The organism is Klebsiella grimontii, from assembly GCF_042137965.1.
GTDB lineage: Bacteria > Pseudomonadota > Gammaproteobacteria > Enterobacterales > Enterobacteriaceae > Klebsiella > Klebsiella grimontii.
In genome coordinates this window covers 4394203-4413952 of record NZ_CP169721.1, presented here as the reverse complement: position 1 = coordinate 4413952, position 19750 = coordinate 4394203, and the positions used below count along the sequence as shown (strand labels likewise).

Genomic DNA, 19750 nt, shown 5'->3' with positions numbered 1-19750 from the left:
GGCCCGCCCCTGGGAAATCGAGCAGGCAGGCGTTTCCCGGAGACGGCGCTGCGCACCTGTCCGGGCTACCGGCCCGCAGGCATGGGTGAGTCAGTAGCCCGGGCAGACGCTTTGCGTCGCCCCCGGGAGCAGAGTGGCACCATTCCCGGAGACGGCGCTGGCGCACCTTTCCGGGCTACCGGCCCGCAGGCGTGGGTGAACCCGTCGTCCGCAGAGGTTGGTGTACCTGTAGCCCGGCTAAGCGCAGCGCGAGCCGGGAATCTGGTAGGGAACCGCGCGTTACTTGAACCCGACGATCGGGTGCGGTTTATACGGCGTCTCCAGCTTTTCAATCTGCTCCGGCGTCAGCGTTAAATCGACCGCATGCAGCAGCTCATCCAGCTGCTCCTGCCGTGAGGCGCCGATAATTGGCGCGGCCACGCCGGGTTTGCTCAATAGCCAGGCCAGCGCCACCTGGGCGCGGTTGGCATCAAGCTCTTCCGCGACTTCGGCCAGGTTTGTCGCAATCTGTTCATCATTCTCATCCATGGCGTTGTAGAGCGATTTACCGACTTCATCTGATACCAGACGGGCGGTAGTTTCCCCCCACGGGCGAGTCAGGCGGCCACGCGCCAGCGGGCTCCACGGCATCACCGCGACGCCTTCCCGGCTGCACAGCGGCAGCATCTCATTTTCTTCTTCGCGATAAATCAGATTGTAATGATCCTGCATGGTGACGAAGCGGGCCCAGTTATTCTGCGTCTGCAGCGCTAACGCCTGGGCAAACTGGCGGGCGTGCATCGACGATGCGCCGATATAGCGGGCTTTACCCGCCTTGACGACGTCGTTTAAGGCTTCGAGGGTTTCTTCAATGGGCGTGGCGTAATCCCAACGATGGATCTGCAGCAGATCGACATACTCCATGCCGAGGCGACGCAGGCTGTCGTCGATGGAACGCAGGATCTGCGCGCGCGACAGCCCCTGCGGCAGATCGCCCACCTGATGGTAAACCTTGGTGGCGACGATCACGGAATCGCGGCGGGCGTACTCGCGCAGCGCGCGCCCGAGGATCTCTTCGCTGCTGCCGTCAGAGTAGTTATTCGAGGTGTCGAAGAAGTTAATGCCGCCTTCGAGAGCGTATTTTATCAGCGGGCGGCTGCTCTCTTCCGGTAAGGTCCAGGCATGGTTACCGCGGTCCGGTTCGCCAAAGGTCATGCAGCCCAGACAGAGACGGGAAACGCGGAGATCGGTATCGCCAAGAGGGATGTAGTGCATAGTGCGCTCCTGCTACGAATAAAGGGTATCCTTTAAGCATAGCAGGAGCGGTGGCGGCAATTATGCCAGCCAGGCGTGGATTTTGGCTTCGATGCCGGCGGCGTCCAGGCCGAGGTCGGTATGCGCTTCTTCCTGGGTTCCCTGCGGGATGAAGAAATCAGGCAGGCCGAGATTCAGTACCGGAACCGCGCGGCGGCGCGACATCAGCAGCTCGTTTACGCCGCTGCCGGCACCGCCCATGATGGCGTTCTCTTCCAGGGTGACCAGCACCTCGTGTTCTGCGGCCAGCTGTAGTACCAGCGCCTCATCCAGCGGTTTGGCAAAGCGCATATCCACCAGGGTGGCGTTAAGCTTTTCCGCGACTTTTGCGGCCTGCGGCAGCAGCGTACCGAAATTCAGAATCGCGATTTTTTCACCTTCGCGCTTCACCACGCCTTTACCGATAGGCAGCGAAGCCAGCGGTTCAAACGGCGCGCCGGTACCGGAGCCGCGCGGATAGCGCACCGCGCACGGGCCGTCGTTATAGTGATAACCGGTATACAGCATCTGGCGGCATTCGTTCTCGTCGCTCGGGGTCATGATAACCATATCCGGGATGCAGCGCAGGAAGGAGATATCAAACGCGCCCTGGTGAGTTTGCCCATCGGCGCCGACGATACCCGCGCGGTCGATAGCGAACAGCACCGGCAGCTTCTGGATGGCGACATCGTGAATCACCTGGTCATAGGCGCGCTGCAGGAAGGTGGAGTAAATCGCCACCACCGGCTTATAGCCGCCAATCGCCAGCCCGGCGGCAAAGGTTACCGCGTGCTGCTCGGCAATGGCCACGTCGAAATACTGGTCGGGATATTTTTTTGAGAACTCGACCATCCCCGAGCCTTCGCGCATCGCTGGCGTAACGGCCATCAGCTTGTCATCTTTCGCTGCGGTTTCGCACAGCCAGTCGCCGAAGATTTTCGAGTAAGAGGGCAGGCCACCGCTGCTTTTCGGCAGCACGCCGCTGGTATGATCGAATTTCGGCACCGCGTGGAAGGTGATCGGGTCTTTTTCGGCGGGCTCATAGCCGCGGCCTTTTTTAGTCATAATATGCAGGAACTGCGGCCCTTTGAGGTCGCGCATGTTCTTCAGCGTATTAACCAGACCGATAACGTCGTGGCCGTCCACCGGCCCAATGTAGTTAAAGCCCAGCTCTTCAAACAGCGTCCCCGGAACCACCATCCCTTTGATATGTTCCTCGGTGCGTTTGAGCAGCTCTTTAATCGGCGGCACGCCGGAGAAGACCTTTTTGCCGCCTTCGCGCAGCGTGGAGTAGAGTTTTCCGGAAAGCAGCTGTGCCAGGTGATTGTTTAGCGCGCCGACGTTCTCGGAGATCGACATTTCGTTGTCGTTGAGCACTACCAGCAGATCGGGTTTGATATCGCCAGCGTGGTTCATCGCTTCAAACGCCATTCCCGCGGTTATCGCCCCGTCGCCGATCACGCAGACCGCGCGGCGCTGCTTATCTTCTTTGGCAGCGGCGATGGCTATCCCGATGCCGGCGGAGATGGAGGTAGACGAGTGGCCGACGCTCAGGACGTCATACTCGCTTTCTCCGCGCCACGGGAAGGGGTGCAGACCGCCTTTCTGGCGGATAGTGCCGATCCGATCGCGGCGTCCGGTCAGAATTTTATGTGGGTAAGCCTGGTGGCCGACGTCCCAGATTAGGCGATCGAAAGGCGTGTTATAGACGTAGTGCAGCGCCACGGTCAGTTCTACCGTGCCGAGGCCGGAGGCAAAGTGCCCGCTGGAACGGCTGACGCTGTCCAGCAGGTAACGCCGCAGTTCGTCGCACAGTTTCGGCAGGCTATCTTTCGGCAACAAACGCAACTCCTGGGTGGAATCCACCAGCGCCAGGGTCGGGTATTTGGCAATATCAAAACTCATCAGAGACTCATTTATTGTTTATTTATCACGCTGAATTATGTAATTCGCGAGCGCTTCCAGTGCCGTGGTATCCAGAGATTGCGCGGCCAGCTCAGTTAACGACCGGCGGGCGTCGGTAATCAGGTCATGGGCCTTTTTCCGGGCTTGCTCAAGTCCCAGAAGGGCGGGGTAGGTACTTTTGCCCAGATGCTGGTCGGCTCCCTGACGTTTGCCAAGGGTGGCAGTATCCCCTACCACGTCGAGAATGTCATCCTGGACCTGGAAGGCGAGACCGATATTCTCAGCGTATCGATCGAGAGCGGGTAGCGCCCTGCGCCCGGCGTCACCTGCGCTCAGCGCGCCCATCCGTACCGCGGCGCGAATCAACGCGCCGGTTTTATGGCGATGAATACGCTCCAGCGACGCCAGGTCAACCTGATGGCCTTCCGCTTCCAGATCCAGCGCCTGACCGCCGCACATGCCAGCGATGCCGCTGGCTTGCGCCAGTTCGGAAATCATCGCCAGGCGATCGCGATCCGGCACTTCAGCCATGGGCGCATCGCTTAGTATAGAAAACGCCAGCGTTTGTAGAGCGTCTCCGGCAAGAATTGCGTTCGCTTCGCCGAATTTTATATGGCAGGTCGGCTGGCCGCGGCGTAAATCGTCATCGTCCATCGCCGGGAGGTCGTCGTGCATCAGCGAATAAGCATGAATGCATTCAACGGCGGCGGCAGGGGCGTCCAGCGTAGCGCGGCTGACGCCAAACATGTCGCCGGTGGCGTAAACCAGGAACGGGCGCAGGCGTTTGCCGCCTAATAATGCGCCATACTGCATGGCTTCAACCAGCGGAGTGTTCTGAAAAGGCTGCGGGGCGATAAAACGGCGCAGCGCTGCGTTAGCCTGCTCAACGCACGCCTGTAGCTGTTGCGGGAAGTCCATTTATTCAGCGTCCGGCGTGAAAGGCGTAAGCGGCGCGTCTTCGCTATCCGCCAGCAGAATTTGTACGCGCTGCTCGGCCTGCTGCAGCTTTGCCTGCCCCTGGCGCGCCAGCTGGATCCCACGCTCAAATTCGCCGAGCGCTTCTTCTAACGGCAGCGCGCCGCTTTCCAGACGATTAACAATTTGCTCCAGCTCGCCCAGGGCGGTTTCGAAGCTGGCCGGGGCCTCATTTTTCTTTGGCATAGTGAATATAGACTCTTTTAATGTCTCGATGGCTATCAATATGGTAACGAAGTCGCGCGGTTAATCAAATAACGCGCAATGCCAGGTGAAAAGCGCCCAATAGTGGTATACTCCGCGCCCTGGATGCAGACGCCGGTTGCGCCTGTACAACTTTTTATGCTTAAAGCCCCGTCGGGCTTGCCAACGAATAGTGTCGCCATGAAGTTTATCATTAAATTGTTCCCGGAAATCACCATCAAAAGCCAATCTGTGCGATTGCGCTTCATTAAAATTTTAACCGGGAACATTCGTAACGTTCTCAAAAACTATGATGAGACGCTTGCCGTCGTTCGTCACTGGGATCATATCGAGGTCCGGGCGAAGGATGAAAATCAGCGCCCGGCCATTCGTGACGCCCTGACCCGTATCCCGGGTATCCACCATATTCTGGAAGTCGAAGACGTTCCTTATACCTCCCTGCACGATATTTTCGAGCAGACGCTGCCGCTGTGGCGTGAAGCGCTGGAAGGTAAAACCTTCTGCGTGCGCGTTAAGCGTCGCGGTAAGCATGAGTTTACCTCAATTGAAGTGGAGCGCTACGTCGGCGGCGGCTTGAACCAGCATATTGAAACGGCGCGCGTAAAGCTGACCGACCCCGATGTGACGGTTAACCTCGAGATTGAAAACGATCGTCTGCTGCTGGTGAAAGGGCGCTACGAAGGTATCGGTGGTTTCCCGATCGGTACCCAGGAAGACGTGCTGTCGCTGATTTCCGGCGGGTTCGACTCCGGCGTCTCCAGCTATATGCTGATGCGCCGCGGCTGCCGCGTGCATTACTGCTTCTTTAACCTTGGCGGCGCGGCCCATGAAATCGGCGTGCGTCAGGTTGCGCACTATCTGTGGAACCGCTTCGGCAGCTCGCACCGCGTGCGCTTCGTGGCGATCAACTTCGAGCCGGTGGTGGGCGAGATTCTTGAGAAAGTCGACGACGGCCAGATGGGCGTGGTGCTCAAGCGCATGATGGTGCGCGCGGCGTCAAAAGTCGCCGAGCGCTACGGCGTTCAGGCGCTGGTCACCGGCGAAGCGTTAGGCCAGGTGTCCAGCCAGACGCTGACCAACCTGCGCCTGATTGACAACGTCTCTGATACCCTGATTCTGCGTCCGCTGATTTCGCACGATAAAGAGCACATTATTGACCTCGCGCGTGAAATCGGCACCGAAGATTTTGCCCGCACCATGCCGGAATACTGCGGCGTTATCTCGAAGAGCCCGACCGTGAAAGCGGTGAAGGCGAAGATCGAGGCGGAAGAAGAGCACTTCGATTTTAGCATCCTTGAGAAAGTGGTAGCGGAAGCGAGCAATATTGATATCCGCGATATCGCTCAGCAGACCGAGCAGGACGTGGTGGAAGTGGAAACCGTCAGCGGTTTTGGCCCTAACGACGTTATCCTCGATATCCGCTCTATCGACGAGCAGGACGATAAGCCGCTGAAGGTGGAGGGCGTGGACGTGGTTTCGCTACCTTTCTATAAGCTGAGCACCAAATTTGGCGATCTCGACCAGAATAAAACCTGGCTGCTGTGGTGTGAACGCGGGGTGATGAGCCGCCTGCAGGCGCTGTATCTGCGCGAGCAGGGCTTTGAAAACGTGAAGGTTTATCGCCCCTAGTTCCTCAGGAGCAAGGCGCAATCATTAAAAACGGCAACCTTGGGTTGCCGTTTTGCGTTTATTCGTAGTAGTTATAAATTCCTGCCGCCATCACCAGTTGGGAAGCGACTTCGTGCGCTTTTTCGCGTCCAACCAGCAGATCGATCATCTTCAAGGCGAAATCAATAGAGGTTCCCGGCCCCTGACTGGTGAGCAGCTTGACGCGAGCATCCCAGACGACGCGCTTATCCTGCCACTGCTCGGCGGGGATCTGCTCTTTCAGCGCCGGAAATCCGGTCATATTGCCGATGGGGAAAAGGTTGTGCGGTACCAGCACGGTCGCCGCCGCGGCGCAAATCGCCGCAACGATGCGCCCGGAAAGATGAAACTGGCGTACCGTTTCAACCAGCAGCGGGCTGTCGCGAAAGTACTCCGCGCCTTTAATGCCGCCGGGCAGAACAAGGATATCGAAATCGCCGTCGGCCACCTCCACCAGCGGCGCATCGGCCAGCAGCTTAACGCCGCGCGAGCAGACGATGGTCAGGCTGCCATCGCCGGCGACGCTGGCGGTGGTGACCTTTATGCCGCCGCGAACGAGTAAATCAATGGTGGTGACCGCTTCGGTCTCTTCGCTACCAGGGGCGAGGCAAATCAGTGCCGACGCGCTCATATTCATTCTCCTTACGCTTTACCAGTTCAAACAGGCGGGTATTCTCGGGTACGGCGATACCGTGGGCTCGGGCGCGTTTTAACAGAAAACCGGTGATATAGTCGATTTCCGTATGGCGCTGGGCGAGAATGTCCTGCAGCATTGAGGAGGTATTTTCTGCCGTACTTTCAATAACCTGATGCACATAGAATAACAGGTTTTCCGGCGAGGTATGCATCCCCTCGCGATCCATCACCGCCGCAACTTCATAACAAATAGCGGCAACCTCCTGCGGGTATTCGCGCAAGTCGCCGTTCTGACAGTTTTTCAGCGCCGTCAGCGGGTTAATCACACAGTTGACCGCCAGCTTGCTCCAGATCGCGGGGTAGATATTGTTATGCCAGGCGACGTCGGGCAGCACGCCCTGCAGCACATCGGCAAGATAGCTATAATCCTGAGGGTAATCCTTCGCCGGGCCAATATGACTGGTGCCGTTGGCGACGTGGACGATAACGTTGCCGTCGCGGCGGGCCGCCTGCGTTGTCGAAGCCAGCAGCAGCGGCTGTTTGAGGGTCTTCAGCTCGTCAATGGTACCCATGCCGTTGTGCATGAGCAGAACAGGTACTGACGAGGGCAGGATGGCGCTCAGGTTTTTCACCGCGTTCGAGACTTGCCAGGCTTTTAGGGTGACCAGCAGCAGGTCGCTGCTGGCAAGAAAGTCAGGATCGTTAGCGGTAAATGATTCATTAAACACGCTGCCGTCGGTATCAATGACATTGACGCTACAGAACGGCTGGGGGACGCGTAACCAGCCCTGGACTTCATGTCCCTGTTTGTACAGCGCAGTTAGCCATAACTGTCCCAGCGCACCGCATCCGAGTACGGTTACTTTCATTATTCCTCCTCACCTGTGAGTGCTGCATCAGGTGCTCATGGCTAAAGTATAGCGTTATCAGTTATCCTTTCGGGATAACAAGTTGAGTTATGTCGCGTTGCGGGTATTATGCAACGCAAAAGAAACGGAAGGAGAGGAAAAGATGCCATCTTTCGATATTGTCTCTGAAGTCGATCTTCAGGAAGTTCGAAACGCCGTAGAGAACGCGACCCGTGAAGTTGAATCGCGTTTTGATTTTCGTAACGTCGAAGCGAGCTTTGAGCTGAACGAAAAAAACGAGACCATCAAGGTCCTCAGCGAGTCTGATTTCCAGATTAACCAGTTGCTGGATATTCTGCGCGCGAAGCTGCTGAAACGCGGAATCGAAGGCAGTTCTATCGAGGTGCCGGATGAGTTCGTGCACAGTGGTAAGACCTGGTTCGTCGATGCGAAGCTGAAGCAGGGCATTGAGAGCGCGACGCAGAAAAAAATCGTCAAGCTTATTAAGGACAGCAAGCTGAAGGTACAGGCGCAGATTCAGGGCGAAGAGATTCGCGTTACCGGTAAGTCTCGCGACGACCTGCAGGCGGTTATGGCGCTGGTGCGCGGCGGTGATTTAGGTCAGCCGTTCCAGTTCAAAAACTTCCGCGATTAAAATAGCGCTATCGCTGTTTTTGTCTGCCGGGTAAGGCGTTAACCGCCGCCCGGCAGAAGACAAACTCATCGCTTAAAACGTTTTTTGGCCTGCGTAAAGCAGGTTATTTCGCGTTTAGATTCCTTTGATCGCCTGCTCAATCTCGAAGCGGTTGGTGATCTTGCTGTCGATTTTGATATACACCGAACGCTCTTCGGCGATCACCAGAGCTTCTTTTACGCCCTCTTTAGCCTGTAAACGTTCCTCTAGCATTTTATCCGCCGCGATATCCTCCGGGATCTCGACCCGCAGGCTGCTGACGTACGGCGGTTCGCTCATGGTGCTGGCCACCAGTAGCCACAGCATCGCCAGCAGGGCGCCGAGCAGGAAGACGGTTTGCGAGTCAAAAAAGCCGTCCACCCAGCCGCCGAGCGCTCCGCCGATGGCCACGCCGAGGAACTGGCTGGTGGAATAAATTCCCATCGCGGTGCCTTTATAGCCGGCCGGTGATTCTTTGCTGATTAACGACGGAAGTAGAGCTTCCAGCAGGTTAAACGCGAGGAAAAATAGCTGAACGCCGGCAACCAGTTCCCAGAAATAGCCCCCGGCGCCCCAAAGTACGATCTCAGCGATCAGCAGGATGGCGACGCACAGCAGGAAGACGCGTTTCATTTTGCGCTTCACTTCGGCGTAGATAATAAATGGTACCACCGCAACAAATGAGACCAGCATGGTGACCAGATAGATTTTCCAGTGCTCGGCGGCGGGGAAACCGGCGGCTTCCAGCTGGCCCGGCAGGGCGACAAAAGTCGACATCAGCATGATATGCAGGCACATAATACCGAAATTGAGCTTCAGTAGTTTTGGCTCAGCAAGGACTTTGCTGAAGCAGCCCTTCACCATACCGGACTCGCGGTTCAGCACGTGATTCTGGCTGTTTGGCACTACCCACAGCGTCAGCAGAATCCCGAGCGTCGCCAGGAAGGCGATCATCCAGAACAGGGCGTGCAGGCCTAACTGATGGGTAACGATAGGCCCGAGAACCATTGCAATAGCAAAGGTGACGCCAAAGCTGACGCCGATAAACGCCATGGCTTTAGTGCGGTTCTGCTCGCGGGTTAAATCGGAAAGCAGCGCCATCACCGCAGCGGCAATCGCCCCGGAACCCTGCAGCGCGCGGCCAAGAATAATCCCCCAGATCGAGTCGGAAAGCGCCGCGATAACGCTGCCAACGACGAAGATTAACAGGCCGCCGACGATCAGCGGTTTACGCCCAATGCGGTCGGAAAGCAGTCCGAAAGGAATCTGGAATATCGCCTGGGCCAGCCCGTAAATGCCGATTGCCAGGCCGATAAGGGCCTCGCTTGCGCCCTGTAACGCCATGCCGTAAGTGGTCAGAACCGGCAGGACCATAAACATGCCGAGCATGCGCAAAGAGAATACGGTCCCCAAACCCCAGGTCGCGCGCAGTTCGCCTGGCGTCATTTTATTATCGTTCATTACCACCTCAATATAAAAACTGCGCCTAGTGTAGTGGGGGGAAACAGAAGCGTAAATAAATGTTTGTTTAACAGATATTACGACTGTGTTGCATGATGAGGTGAGTACGGTAGGCAAAAAAAACCAGTGGAGGAGCCTCCACTGGAGTGCAGAGATTAATGGCAGTTAAAGTCAACCCACTGGCCGCCCGCGTCGGCGGATTTAACGCACTGCTCAACCCAGTAAACGCCGTGCAGCCCGGCTTCCACGTCCGGATACCAGAAGGTCTCGAGGAATGCCCGGTCACCGCGATCCATGGCGTCGATGGCGATGGCGTAGCGGCGATAGAGGTTGGCCCACGCTTCGAACAGCCCTTCAGGGTGACCGCCGCCAATGCGGTCATCCGCCAGCGCCTGCTGGCTGAGATAGGGCATCCCGCGCTCCAGTACGCGCGCCGGTTCGCCCTGCACCTCGTAGCTCAGCTGATTTGGGCGTTCATCCCACCATTCGATGCTGGCTTTTTCGCCAATGACGCGGACTTTTTGTGAATGCATCGCGCCGCTGTTGACCGCGCTGGTCCACAGTGAACCGACGGCGCCGTTGTTATATTCCATCAGCACAAAGGCGTTATCTTCCAGCGGCGCGCGGGATTTGACGAAGCTTTGACGTGCGCACATCAGGCGGGTGATGTTCAGATTCGGCACCATCGTCTCGGCAATAAATAGCGGGTGGGTCGCCAGATCCCCCAGCACATAGCTAGGGCCAGCATATTTGGGTGTGACCCGCCAGCGGGTGGATTCCGCTTGCAGCTCAACGGCTTCATTATGAAAACCGTGGGCAAACTGCATATTGATAATGCGGATCTCGCCGAGCATCCCCTCGGCTATCATCTGCCGTGCCTGCTGGATCATCTGGTGCCCGGCATAACCGTAGGTGACGCCGATAATTTTATTCTGCTTTTTACTCAGCGCGAGCAGTTCGCGCGCTTCGTCGGCGGTAAAGCACAGCGGTTTTTCGCAGATAACGTGCAGCCCGGCTTCCAGCGCCGCTTTAGTGATAGCGAAGTGAGTATTATTCGGCGTCGTCACCGATACGGCTTCAATCCCGTCGGGGCGTTTGGCCTCCTCCGCGAACAGCGTTTTATAATCGGCGTAGCAGCGCTCAGGAGCGATGCCGAGCTGCTCGCCGAATTGACGGCCGCGCACGGCATCGATATCAAGCGCGCCGGCCAGCAAAGTAAAGACGTTATCACGCAGCGCCGCGCAACGGTGGCTGTAGCCAATCTGGCTGGTACCGCCGCCGCCGACCATGCCCCAGCGCAGGGAGCGGGATAAGGGTTTCATGCCGTTTAACATGATGGTGCTCTCCTCAATGATAGAGATACTACGGATTTCAGATGTTGTTCTGTATACCCGCGCTCGCCGAGCGCGGATGTGGCAGCCGGGTTTTACATCTCTCCACGCGCTTCGCGTTCTTTCAGTTCATGCATAATCTGCGGGTATTGCTTATCCAGCCGGTAAAACAGCAGGGTGATAATGACAACGATCCACAGGAAGAAAGAGCCGTAGAGATAAACGTGGTTAATCATGTCGATAGCGCTTTGCGGCTGAACGCCGGATCCGCTGCTGGAGCTGACGTAACCCGCCATGCTCAGCAGGCCGGAGATAACCGCGGCGGCAATACCTGCGCCGAGTTTCGTCCCAACGGAACCGGCGGAGAAGATCATCCCTTCCTGCCTGACGCGCGTTTTCCACTGGCCGAATTCGACGGCATCACCGCAGAAGCCAAACAGCACGGCGTTCAGCGGGGCGAAGCCAATACCGCGAATAATCGCGTTTGCCAGCGCCCAGTGATAATCATCAGAGTTAAACATAAACAGCACCTGGCCGATGGTCGCCAGCACGATGCCGCAGAGGGCAACGTTGCGTTTACCGTATTTGCGGATAGGCACCGAGCTCAGGAAGGTGAAAATAATAATGCAGGCGGTTTCGGCAACGAAAATGGAGCTATAGAAGGTATCGTCGCCGAGCACGTAGCGGCAGTAGTAAGGCAGCGCGATCCCCACCACGGTGTAGTACACGCTTTGCGCGGCCCACAGGATTGCGCTGGCCCAGAAGTACTGGTTACGAAAAAGCGCGGAAAGCTGGGTTTTTACCGGTACGTTTCCCTGTTTCTCTCGCGCTTTGATGACGACCTTCTCTTCGCATTTATAAAAGCAAAACAGCAGCAACAGCAGCGCCAGAAAAGCCCAAATCGACATGGTTTTAATCCACGCCGCCTGATCGTCGCCAAAGTACTTCACCAGCGGCAGCGTGCAGGCAACGGCGAGGATACGACCAAAAGGCGACATCGACATGCGGGTGATGCTGAGCATATCCCTTTCCCAGGAGGCGCGGGTCATCATCGCAGAAAGGCTGCCGTAGGGGAGGTTGATGGCGGTATAGCACACGGTGGTGCAGAAGTTATAGGCCACCAGCAGATAGAGAAACTGCAGCGTGCCGGTGGTCTGCGGGACGGTGAACAGTAAAATTGCCGATACGGCGTAGGGCACGCTCATCCATAGCAGCCAGGGGCGTGATTTCCCCCAGCGAGAGTTCGTGCGTTCCACCATCAGGCCCATGATGACATCGGAAACGCCGTCAAACAGACGGGAGATCAGCATTACCAGGCCAACGGTGGCGATGCTGATGCCGACATAGTCGGTATAAAACAGGGTTAAAACCGTGCCGATCATGCCGAAAACGACGTTACAGGCGGTATCGCCGCCGCCGTAAGCGATTCGGGTGGCCCAGCTTAGCTTATCGCCGCGTGCCGCCGCCGGAGAGAGAAGAATCTGCTGTTCACTCATGGTCAATTCCTTTGTCTGGGAGGACAAGTCAGGACCTCTGCGCCAGTTCCACCGGCACGACCTTATCCTGAATATCAGCCAGAACATAAGGAAATGTTTATTTCGTTTCAATGATTGTTTGGAATTTAATTTCTGTATATGCGAGGTGGATCGAAAAATCGTAAAAATTGAGCCGTAATTTCCTGGCTACAGTTATCAAGACATTCTGATTGATAAGGTTATTAATTGTTTTTATGAACGATATTTCATTTGTTTTTTGTATGAATTTGATGATTTTTCGCTGTGACTTTTGAGGTGAATCGATACTTCACGGCATTTTTTATTTTTCATTATTCATTTAAATGAAATTAATTTTTCTTTTTTTTTTGGGGCGGGCGTGTTTTTGAAGCACGCCCGCCTTAACGTCAACGTTTTAAAATGTACTTCTGACGGGCGCGGTTGAAGCGGTGGGTTTTGGCTCCGGGTCAGCCGCAAAAACACCTTTGGCCGCCAGCCCGGCGACGGTAATCGCCGCCGGAATGCCAAGGATCAGGAATACGCTTTCGAAGCTGATATTCAGCGCCAGCATTTCCGCCCCGGCGAAGGCGCTGAGGATGGCGCCCAGGCGGCCAACGCCGTGCATCCAGCTGGAGCCGGTGGCCCGCGCCTCGGTAGGATAGTAGCGGGCGGAGAGCGCGTTCATGCCGGTATTGGCGCCGTTTAAGCAGGCTCCGCTGATAAACGCCAGCAGGCAGATGAGCGCAAAGCTTGCCGCGGCATAGCCCATCGCCATCGTAAACAGGCCGCCAACCGCGTATATCAGCCCGAGCGCCCGATGGGGGTTGATCCGGTCCATTAGCCAGCCCGCAAACAGCGAGCCGAGGGTTCCTCCCGCCTGGTACATGGCGGTCATCACCGCCGCCTGGCTGACCGTTAAGCCCACCTCTTTTACCAGCGTCGGTAGCCAGCTGCCGAGGAGGTAGACCAAAAAAAGCCCCATAAAGTAGACCAGCCAGAGCATCATTGAGCCGAAGCGATACTGGCGGGAGAGGACGATGCGCATGGCATTTGCCTGGACGGGCTGCGTCGGCAGGCTGAACTCGGCCTCATCGGGGATTTGTCCCGGATAAAGGCGCTGCAAAATTCGCCGAATACGTTCGGCTGGCGCGCGCTTAACCACCAGAAAACGCACTGATTCCGGTAACAGCCAGATCAGGACCGGCGCGAACAGCAGCGGGAGGATCCCGCCAAGCAGCATCAGCGAATGCCAGCCAAACTGCGGGATCAGCCAGGAGGCGGAGAAACCGCCCGCTGCCGCGCCAAAGGTGAAGCCGCAAAAAATAATCGTAATCAGAAACGAGCGCTGGCGCTCCGGCGCGTACTCGGACACCAGGGTGCCGATATTCGGCATCGCGGCGCCTAACCCCAGCCCGGTCAGAAAACGAAAAACCATCATCTGCTCAATATTTTGTGACAGGGCGGTGGCGATGGTCCAGAAGCCGAAGAAGAAGACGCTATTGATGATAATTTTCTTCCGTCCCAGCCAGTCGGCGAGGGGGCCGGAGAAAATAGCGCCCAGCGCCAGGCCTATCAGCGCGGCGCTAATGACGAAACCGAGCTCGTGGTTGCTTACTCCCCATTCCTGCTTCAGCGTTGGGGCGATAAATCCCATGATGGCGATATCAAAACCGTCGAGCGCGATAACGCAGAAGCCCAATAATACCACCAGCTTCTGAAAGCGGCTGAGCGGATTGGCGTTGATTAACTCCCTGACGTCCAGGCGTTGAGTCTGAGTCATGGGGCTCTCCTTATGCGCAAGGGCGCAGGTAGGACTGCGCGGCGTTAAACAGCAGCTGAGCGCGAGCGAGCGCAGGCAGAGCGCCCCGGGGGCCGCTGAGCGGAACCTCGACAGAGACCGGCAGCGTGGCCGGAAGCGCCGCCATCAGGCCGTGCAGGTCGAGTCCGCCTTCGCCGGGCACCTGGCGCGCGGCGCGGGCCTGGTAAATCAGCTCCTGCTCGTCAGCGGGGGCTTGCGGCGAAGCGTCGCAAAGCTGCATATAGTTGAGGTAATTTTGCGGGAGCGTGGCGAGGGTCGAAAGGGATTCGCCTGCCCGCCAGAAGTGAATGGCATCAATTAAAATACCGATATCGCTGCGGCCGCTGGCGGCGATCAGCGCCTGGGCTTCGGCGATGGTGCGCAGGTGGGTCCATGGCATAGGCTCCAGGTTCATGGTTAAACCATGCTCCTGGCCGGCTTCGGCCAGCCGAGCGAGATTTTCCGCGCTGCGGACCCGGTTATCATCGTTGCCGGCGACTAAAACCTGCTTCGCGCCAAGGCGCGCGGCGGTATCAAGGAACAGCCGCAATCGGGCGTTCAGTGCAAAATCCGGCGTCAGGCGGACAATCTCAACGTCCGAGACGCGAACGCCGGTTGCCATCAGCGCCGCCAGGGTATCGCGAACGGCGGGGGTATCGCCGAGCATAGCGTAATCCGGATCCGACGGGGTTGCGGGAAGCAGGCGCAGGCCTACGTGAGTGAAGCCGGCCTGGGCCGCAATGCGTACCTGTTCCGGTGGTGGGACATCAAGTAGGGTAAGCGCGGCGAGTGACAGGGTTCGCATGTTCATAAAGGACTCCAGTACAGTTGCAGGTTGTTGTTGTTATGCGTATTGCCGTCCCTGGTGAAATGCTTTTACTGCGTTGTTTTATTTATATTTGCTGCCAGGTTTTTTCCGACCAGATAACCAAAGGTCATCGCCGGACCCAGCGTGATACCGCCGCTGGGATAGAATCCCCGCATCACGCTCGACATGTCGTTGCCGATGGCGAAAAGCCCCTGAATCGGCTGCTGCTGCGCGTTGAGAACCCGCGCATTTTCATCGGTGATTAATCCGCTGAAGGAGCCCAGCGAGCCGGGCAAAATGCGTACCGCATAAAAAGGCGCATGGCTGAGTTTCCCAAGCGTTGGGTGCGGAGAGCGGCTGGCATCGCCCTGCGCGCGGTTGTATGCCGACGCGCCGCGCTGAAAATCCTTATCCTCGCCCTGGTCTACAAAGTCGTTAAACCGGGTGATTGTTTCCGTTAGCTGCTGCGGATTAATGGCGCAGGCTTTTGCCAGCGCTTCCGGCGTTTCGCCCGTCTGCAGATATCCGGTCCTGCGCCAGGCCTCTGGGGTAAACGGGAAGGGGCGAGCATGGCCCAATCCGTAGCGCCGCAGCGCCCGGCTGTCGGCAATCAGCCACGCCTGCGGCGTTTCGCCCGGCGGCGTCGAGTCCAGCAGCGCGGCAATAAAATCATGATAAGAGTCGGCCTCATTGGTGAAGCGTTTGCCGTTGGGCAAAACGGCAATAAAGCCAGGCTTCGCGCGTTCAACCAGATGCGGAAAGGGGAGCTGCACTCCGCTGGCGAGGGTAACGCGCGACACCGGCGCCCAGGCCATCGGGTGCCTGAGCGAATGATCAAACTGACCGCCGACCGTTTCGCCGAGCCGAATGCCATCACCCTGGTTCCCCGGAGGCGCGGCGGAAAAGTGGCCGTAGCCGCTGGCGGCGTGCGGAACCTGTTCGGCCAGACGCTGTCTGTCGTGGGGAAAGCCTCCGCAGGCGAGGATCACCGCGCCGGCGCGAACCTCCAGCGCGCCGCTGTCGCTACGTAATATCGCGCCCGTCACGCCGTTGTTGTCGGCGAGCAGACGTTCTACCGGCGCGTTAAGCTGAAAATTCACCCCCGCATCCAGCGCCGAACGCAGGAGGCGGGCGACCAGCGCGTTGCCGTTAACCAGATGCTGTCCGCGACCGGCGCGCAGCCGCTGCCAGCCGTGGCGAAGCAGGCGACAGGTGGCGTACAGCGCCGAGCGCGATGAGCGGGTGGCGTTAAAAAAGTGCGCCATATCCGTGCCGCCGGCAATGCCCATCCCCGCGAGGCTGATGGTCTCCAGCGGAGGCCGCAGGCGATGCAGCCAGTCGCCCAACAGCCGTCCGTCAAAAGGCTGCGCCGTGACCGAGCGGCCGCCCAGCGCAGCGCCCGGTGAAGCGTGAAAATCGGGCATTTTGCTGCCGGAAAGAAACTGCACGGCGGTGCGGCGGCGGAAAAAGTCGATCATCTCCGGTCCGTACTGTAAGTAGGCGAGCAGACGCGCATCGGCAGGCTCGCCGTCCATTTCATGGCGTAAATAAGTGAGCGGTGAGCCGGGTTCTTCTTCAATACCCTCCTCTCGCGCCAGCGGATTACGCGGGATCCATAGCCAGCCGCCGGACCAGGCGCTGGTGCCGCCAATAACAGACTCCTTCTCCGCAACCAGCACGCTGGCGCCGCCGAGCGCGGCGGTGACGGCGGCAGAGAGCCCCGCCGCGCCGGAGCCGACCACCAGAACATCCACGTTTATCTGCCCGCCCATGACCGACTCTTTATTGCAGAGGTGAAAAATCAGTGGGGCGCAGAAGAACCGACTCCAGGCGCTCGACGGCAGCCAGCTCGCGGTTTTTGCGCGAGAACGTCAGCCAGCGTTCGTCCTGCGCCATACGCGCCCGACGCGCCAGGCGATCGTCGAGGCTCTCGTAGGCCCAGATGTGCACCACCTGATTGACCACGCCAATTTCGGTAAAGAAGAAGCCGATGAGCTTACCGAGATGCTCGGTTTGCACGGCGTAAGCATCGCTTTTGTACAGCGCCAGCCAGTCGGCCATTTTCAGCGGATTGATGGTGTAGGTGCGTTTTTCATAGATCATGATTTTCTCCTGTTTACAGTGCATGTTGTTGCGCCATATGGCTGGCTGAGAGATAGCCGAAGGTCAGCGCCGGGCCGAGCGTAATGCCGGGGCCGGGATAGGTTCCGGCCATCATCGAATTCATATCGTTACCCACGGCGTAGAGGCCTTTAATCGGTTCACCCTGCTGGTTAATCACCTGAGCATCGGCGGTAGTCACCAGACCGCGCGAGGTACCGAGATCGCCGGTATAGAGGGTGACGGCATAAAACGGCGCGCGGGTCAGCGGGGCGTTACAGGCGTTTGGCCGGTGGCCGGGGTCGCCCATCGCGCGGTTATAGCTGTTGCCGCCTTTAGCAAATTCCGCATCCTGGCCCTGAGCGGCGTCGCGGTTATAGCGCGCCACCGTTTCCCCGAGGGTTTGCGGATCGAGTCCGAGGCGCTGCGCCAGCTCTGACAGCGTATCGGCCTTGTGCAGATAGCCCGCTTTCACCAGCGCGTCATTATTTACCGGTGCAGGGCGCGCCAGGCCGAGGCCGTAGCGCTTCATGGCAAGGGCGTCGCAAATCAGAAAGCAGGGGGCGTTTTCTGCCCGGCTTTGCATGGCGCTGGCGAAGTGGTGATAAGAGTTGGATTCATTCACGAAGCGCACCGCGCGCTGGTTGACGGCAATCACGCCGGGTTTGGCGCGATCGGTGACCAGGTGAGGGAAGCGCTCCTGCGTGCCATCGGCATGGTGTAAAACGGAGACCGGTGCCCAGAAAAAGTTAGACGGCAGGTCAGCGCCTTCGCGGGCATTGAGCGCGGCGGCAAGGCGCAGCGCGGCGCCGTCGTTGGCAGCGGGGGACATGGTATAGTGCTCGCGGGTCTGGGGGCGGTAGCGTTCAGCCAGCTTGCCTGCGGCAAAACCTCCGGCTGCCAGCACCACGCCGCAGCGGGCTTCAAGAGCCTGCTTTTGACCCTCGTGCTCAATTTCTACGCCGGTCACCTCGCCATTGCGTTCGCTCAGTGAAAGCACGTTGACGTTGAGTCTGAGCTGCATGCCTTTGCGGAAAGCGAGCGTCGCCATGCGGGCGATCAGCGCGTTGCCCATCGCCAGGCGAGTGCCCCGATGGTGCCGGAGACGATCGCGACCATAGCGCAGCAGCAGTCTGCCGCAGTGTGCGAACGAGCTAAGGGAGCGGCGCATATCAAGAAAGTGTTGGATATCGATGCGATTGACCATCATCCCGCCAAACAGCAGCATCCCCGGTGGAGGAGAGCGGAGGTCGCGAAAATGCTCACCCAGTTCTCGCCCGTCAAACTCCACCACCTCCAGCGCCCGCCCGACGTCGACGGCACCGGGTTCATCCGGGTAATAATCCGGAGAAAGCGGACGCAGGCTATATTTCACCGCCCCCTCTTTTTCCAGAAACGCCAGCGCCTCGCGTCCCGAAGCGATAAAGGCTTCGATCAGATCCTGACGATAGTTGGGCTCACCGATGATGGTCCGCAGATAGGTTTCGATTTCCTGCGGGCTGCCGCCTGCGGCCATTTTCCGCGCCTGATCGCTATCGTGGATCCACACCGCGCCGCCGGAAATGGCGGAGGTGCCGCCGAACTGCGGGGCTTTTTCCAGCATCAGCACCGACAGCCCCTTACAGCAGGCGGTCACCGCCGCGGCAAAGCCTGCGGCGCCGCTGCCGATAACGATGACGTCCCAGCTTTTCATGCCGCCGCTCCCTGTTCCTGCGCAATGGCGCCAATGAACTGCCCCATTAATTTCATCTGCGCCAGCGCCATTTCCGGCCCGGTCTGAATCGCGCAGCCGCGATCCCGGGCGAAGGCCAGAAGCGGGGTGATAACCGGGGCGGTTACCACGTCCGCGACATGCGCTAATACCGGCAGCGTTTCCAGCAGCGTTTGCGGCAGCGGTAATGGATCGAAACCGGCCATTCCCGCCGGAGAACCGTTCACCAGCACATCCAGACCGTTGAGCGTCGCGGGCAGATCGGTTAGGTGAACGTGCGGAAAATGGGTGGCCAGCCGGTTATGCAGCAGCTGAAGCGTGGCAGGATTCGGGTCATAAAGCGCCAGTTGACGGAGGCCCGCTTCGCAAAGCCCCCACGCGATGGCGCTGCCGACGCCGCCGCAGCCTGAGAGCAGCGCTTTTTTACCTGCGGCGTTAAAGCCGTGCGCCTCTGCGGCAAGCTGGAAGCCGACGCCGTCGAGCATGTCGCCCTGTAAACGGCCATCGGCCAGCTTACGGATGACGTTGACGGCATTGAGATGCTGCGCTCGCGGGGTTAACTCATCGACCAGGGCGGCGGCGCGCTGTTTGTGCGGAACGGTGACCAGCACGCCGCTCATGTTATGCCAGCCGCGTAGCGCCTGCAGATAGTCAGCAACGGCTTGCGGGGCGATATCCACCGGGATCATGACGCTGTCCATCTGCTGGTCGGCAAAGTAGCGGTTGAAATTCTCCGGCGATTTAACCTGGGTAATCGGGTGACCGATGACGGCGACGACCTGAGTGAATCCACTGACCATTTCAAACCTCATTTTGTTAAATGAATGTTGTGAAAGTATTTCAGCCGAAGCTGAGAGCGACAACGCAGAATTCGGCCATACTGGTTGT

The 19750-nt window shown here is 58.3% G+C and carries 17 protein-coding genes; 2 read left to right on the top strand and 15 right to left on the bottom strand.

Annotated elements, in window-relative coordinates; translation table 11 throughout:
* Nucleotides 1-279 precede the first annotated feature (279 nt).
* The 4 genes from ACE3MN_RS20710 to xseB are packed head-to-tail and all read right to left on the bottom strand — an operon-like array spanning nt 280 to nt 4338.
* Nucleotides 280-1254 carry an aldo/keto reductase gene (locus tag ACE3MN_RS20710; protein WP_024359056.1) on the bottom strand — a complete coding sequence of 325 codons (975 nt, stop codon included), beginning with the start codon at nt 1252-1254 and terminating at the stop codon, nt 280-282.
* A gap of 60 nt (nt 1255-1314) precedes the next feature.
* Complete coding sequence (dxs, locus tag ACE3MN_RS20705) at nt 1315-3177, bottom strand: 1-deoxy-D-xylulose-5-phosphate synthase (protein WP_375364157.1); 1863 nt, start codon at nt 3175-3177, stop codon at nt 1315-1317.
* Nucleotides 3178-3195: 18 nt separating this feature from the next.
* A complete protein-coding gene (gene ispA / locus ACE3MN_RS20700) occupies nt 3196-4095 on the bottom strand; it encodes a (2E,6E)-farnesyl diphosphate synthase (protein ID WP_375364156.1) in 900 nt (299 codons plus the stop codon).
* The gene (xseB, locus tag ACE3MN_RS20695) at nt 4096-4338 is read right to left on the bottom strand and encodes an exodeoxyribonuclease VII small subunit (protein WP_004129702.1); all 243 of its coding nucleotides are present in this window, start codon (nt 4336-4338) and stop codon (nt 4096-4098) included.
* 198 nt (nt 4339-4536) lie between these two features.
* Between xseB and thiI the strand changes: the two genes are divergently transcribed.
* Nucleotides 4537-5985 carry a tRNA uracil 4-sulfurtransferase ThiI gene (gene thiI / locus ACE3MN_RS20690; RefSeq protein ID WP_004139920.1) on the top strand — a complete coding sequence of 483 codons (1449 nt, stop codon included), beginning with the start codon at nt 4537-4539 and terminating at the stop codon, nt 5983-5985.
* Nucleotides 5986-6043: 58 nt separating this feature from the next.
* Here the strand turns inward: thiI and yajL are convergent, their stop codons facing one another.
* Nucleotides 6044-6634 (bottom strand): protein deglycase YajL, encoded by a 591-nt coding sequence (gene yajL, locus ACE3MN_RS20685; RefSeq protein ID WP_004129704.1) that lies wholly within the window; start codon nt 6632-6634, stop codon nt 6044-6046.
* A complete protein-coding gene (panE, locus tag ACE3MN_RS20680) occupies nt 6597-7508 on the bottom strand; it encodes a 2-dehydropantoate 2-reductase (RefSeq protein WP_024359054.1) in 912 nt (303 codons plus the stop codon). The genes yajL and panE overlap by 38 nt, the downstream gene beginning before the upstream one ends.
* 142 nt (nt 7509-7650) lie before the next feature.
* Here panE and ACE3MN_RS20675 point away from each other — a divergent pair, with 142 nt between their 5' ends.
* Nucleotides 7651-8142 (top strand): YajQ family cyclic di-GMP-binding protein, encoded by a 492-nt coding sequence (locus tag ACE3MN_RS20675; protein ID WP_004129715.1) that lies wholly within the window; start codon nt 7651-7653, stop codon nt 8140-8142.
* Between the two features lie 114 nt (nt 8143-8256).
* On the opposite strand, the gene ACE3MN_RS20670 is transcribed toward ACE3MN_RS20675, so the two are convergent.
* From ACE3MN_RS20670 to ACE3MN_RS20630, 9 genes are all read right to left on the bottom strand, one after another.
* On the bottom strand, nt 8257-9621 hold the full coding sequence (locus ACE3MN_RS20670; protein WP_049088792.1) for an MFS transporter: 1365 nt from the start codon (nt 9619-9621) through the stop codon (nt 8257-8259).
* 155 nt (nt 9622-9776) lie between these two features.
* Nucleotides 9777-10955: a Gfo/Idh/MocA family protein gene (locus ACE3MN_RS20665; protein WP_375364155.1), complete on the bottom strand. Its 1179-nt coding sequence runs from the start codon at nt 10953-10955 to the stop codon at nt 9777-9779.
* Between the two features lie 92 nt (nt 10956-11047).
* Complete coding sequence (locus tag ACE3MN_RS20660; RefSeq protein WP_004133459.1) at nt 11048-12448, bottom strand: MFS transporter; 1401 nt, start codon at nt 12446-12448, stop codon at nt 11048-11050.
* A gap of 412 nt (nt 12449-12860) precedes the next feature.
* Nucleotides 12861-14225 carry an aromatic acid/H+ symport family MFS transporter gene (locus tag ACE3MN_RS20655; RefSeq protein WP_024359051.1) on the bottom strand — a complete coding sequence of 455 codons (1365 nt, stop codon included), beginning with the start codon at nt 14223-14225 and terminating at the stop codon, nt 12861-12863.
* Nucleotides 14226-14235: 10 nt separating this feature from the next.
* The gene (locus tag ACE3MN_RS20650; protein WP_375364154.1) at nt 14236-15054 is read right to left on the bottom strand and encodes a sugar phosphate isomerase/epimerase family protein; all 819 of its coding nucleotides are present in this window, start codon (nt 15052-15054) and stop codon (nt 14236-14238) included.
* Nucleotides 15055-15119: 65 nt separating this feature from the next.
* Entirely contained in the window at nt 15120-16823 is a 1704-nt protein-coding gene (locus ACE3MN_RS20645; protein ID WP_082237534.1) for an FAD-dependent oxidoreductase, read from the bottom strand.
* Between the two features lie 10 nt (nt 16824-16833).
* On the bottom strand, nt 16834-17154 hold the full coding sequence (locus ACE3MN_RS20640) for an NIPSNAP family protein (protein ID WP_004133454.1): 321 nt from the start codon (nt 17152-17154) through the stop codon (nt 16834-16836).
* Between the two features lie 13 nt (nt 17155-17167).
* Nucleotides 17168-18844 carry an FAD-dependent oxidoreductase gene (locus ACE3MN_RS20635; RefSeq protein ID WP_131930392.1) on the bottom strand — a complete coding sequence of 559 codons (1677 nt, stop codon included), beginning with the start codon at nt 18842-18844 and terminating at the stop codon, nt 17168-17170.
* Nucleotides 18841-19662, bottom strand: a complete 822-nt coding sequence (locus tag ACE3MN_RS20630) for a shikimate dehydrogenase family protein (RefSeq protein ID WP_375364153.1) — start codon at nt 19660-19662, stop codon at nt 18841-18843. The genes ACE3MN_RS20635 and ACE3MN_RS20630 overlap by 4 nt, the downstream gene beginning before the upstream one ends.
* Nucleotides 19663-19750: the final 88 nt, after the last annotated feature.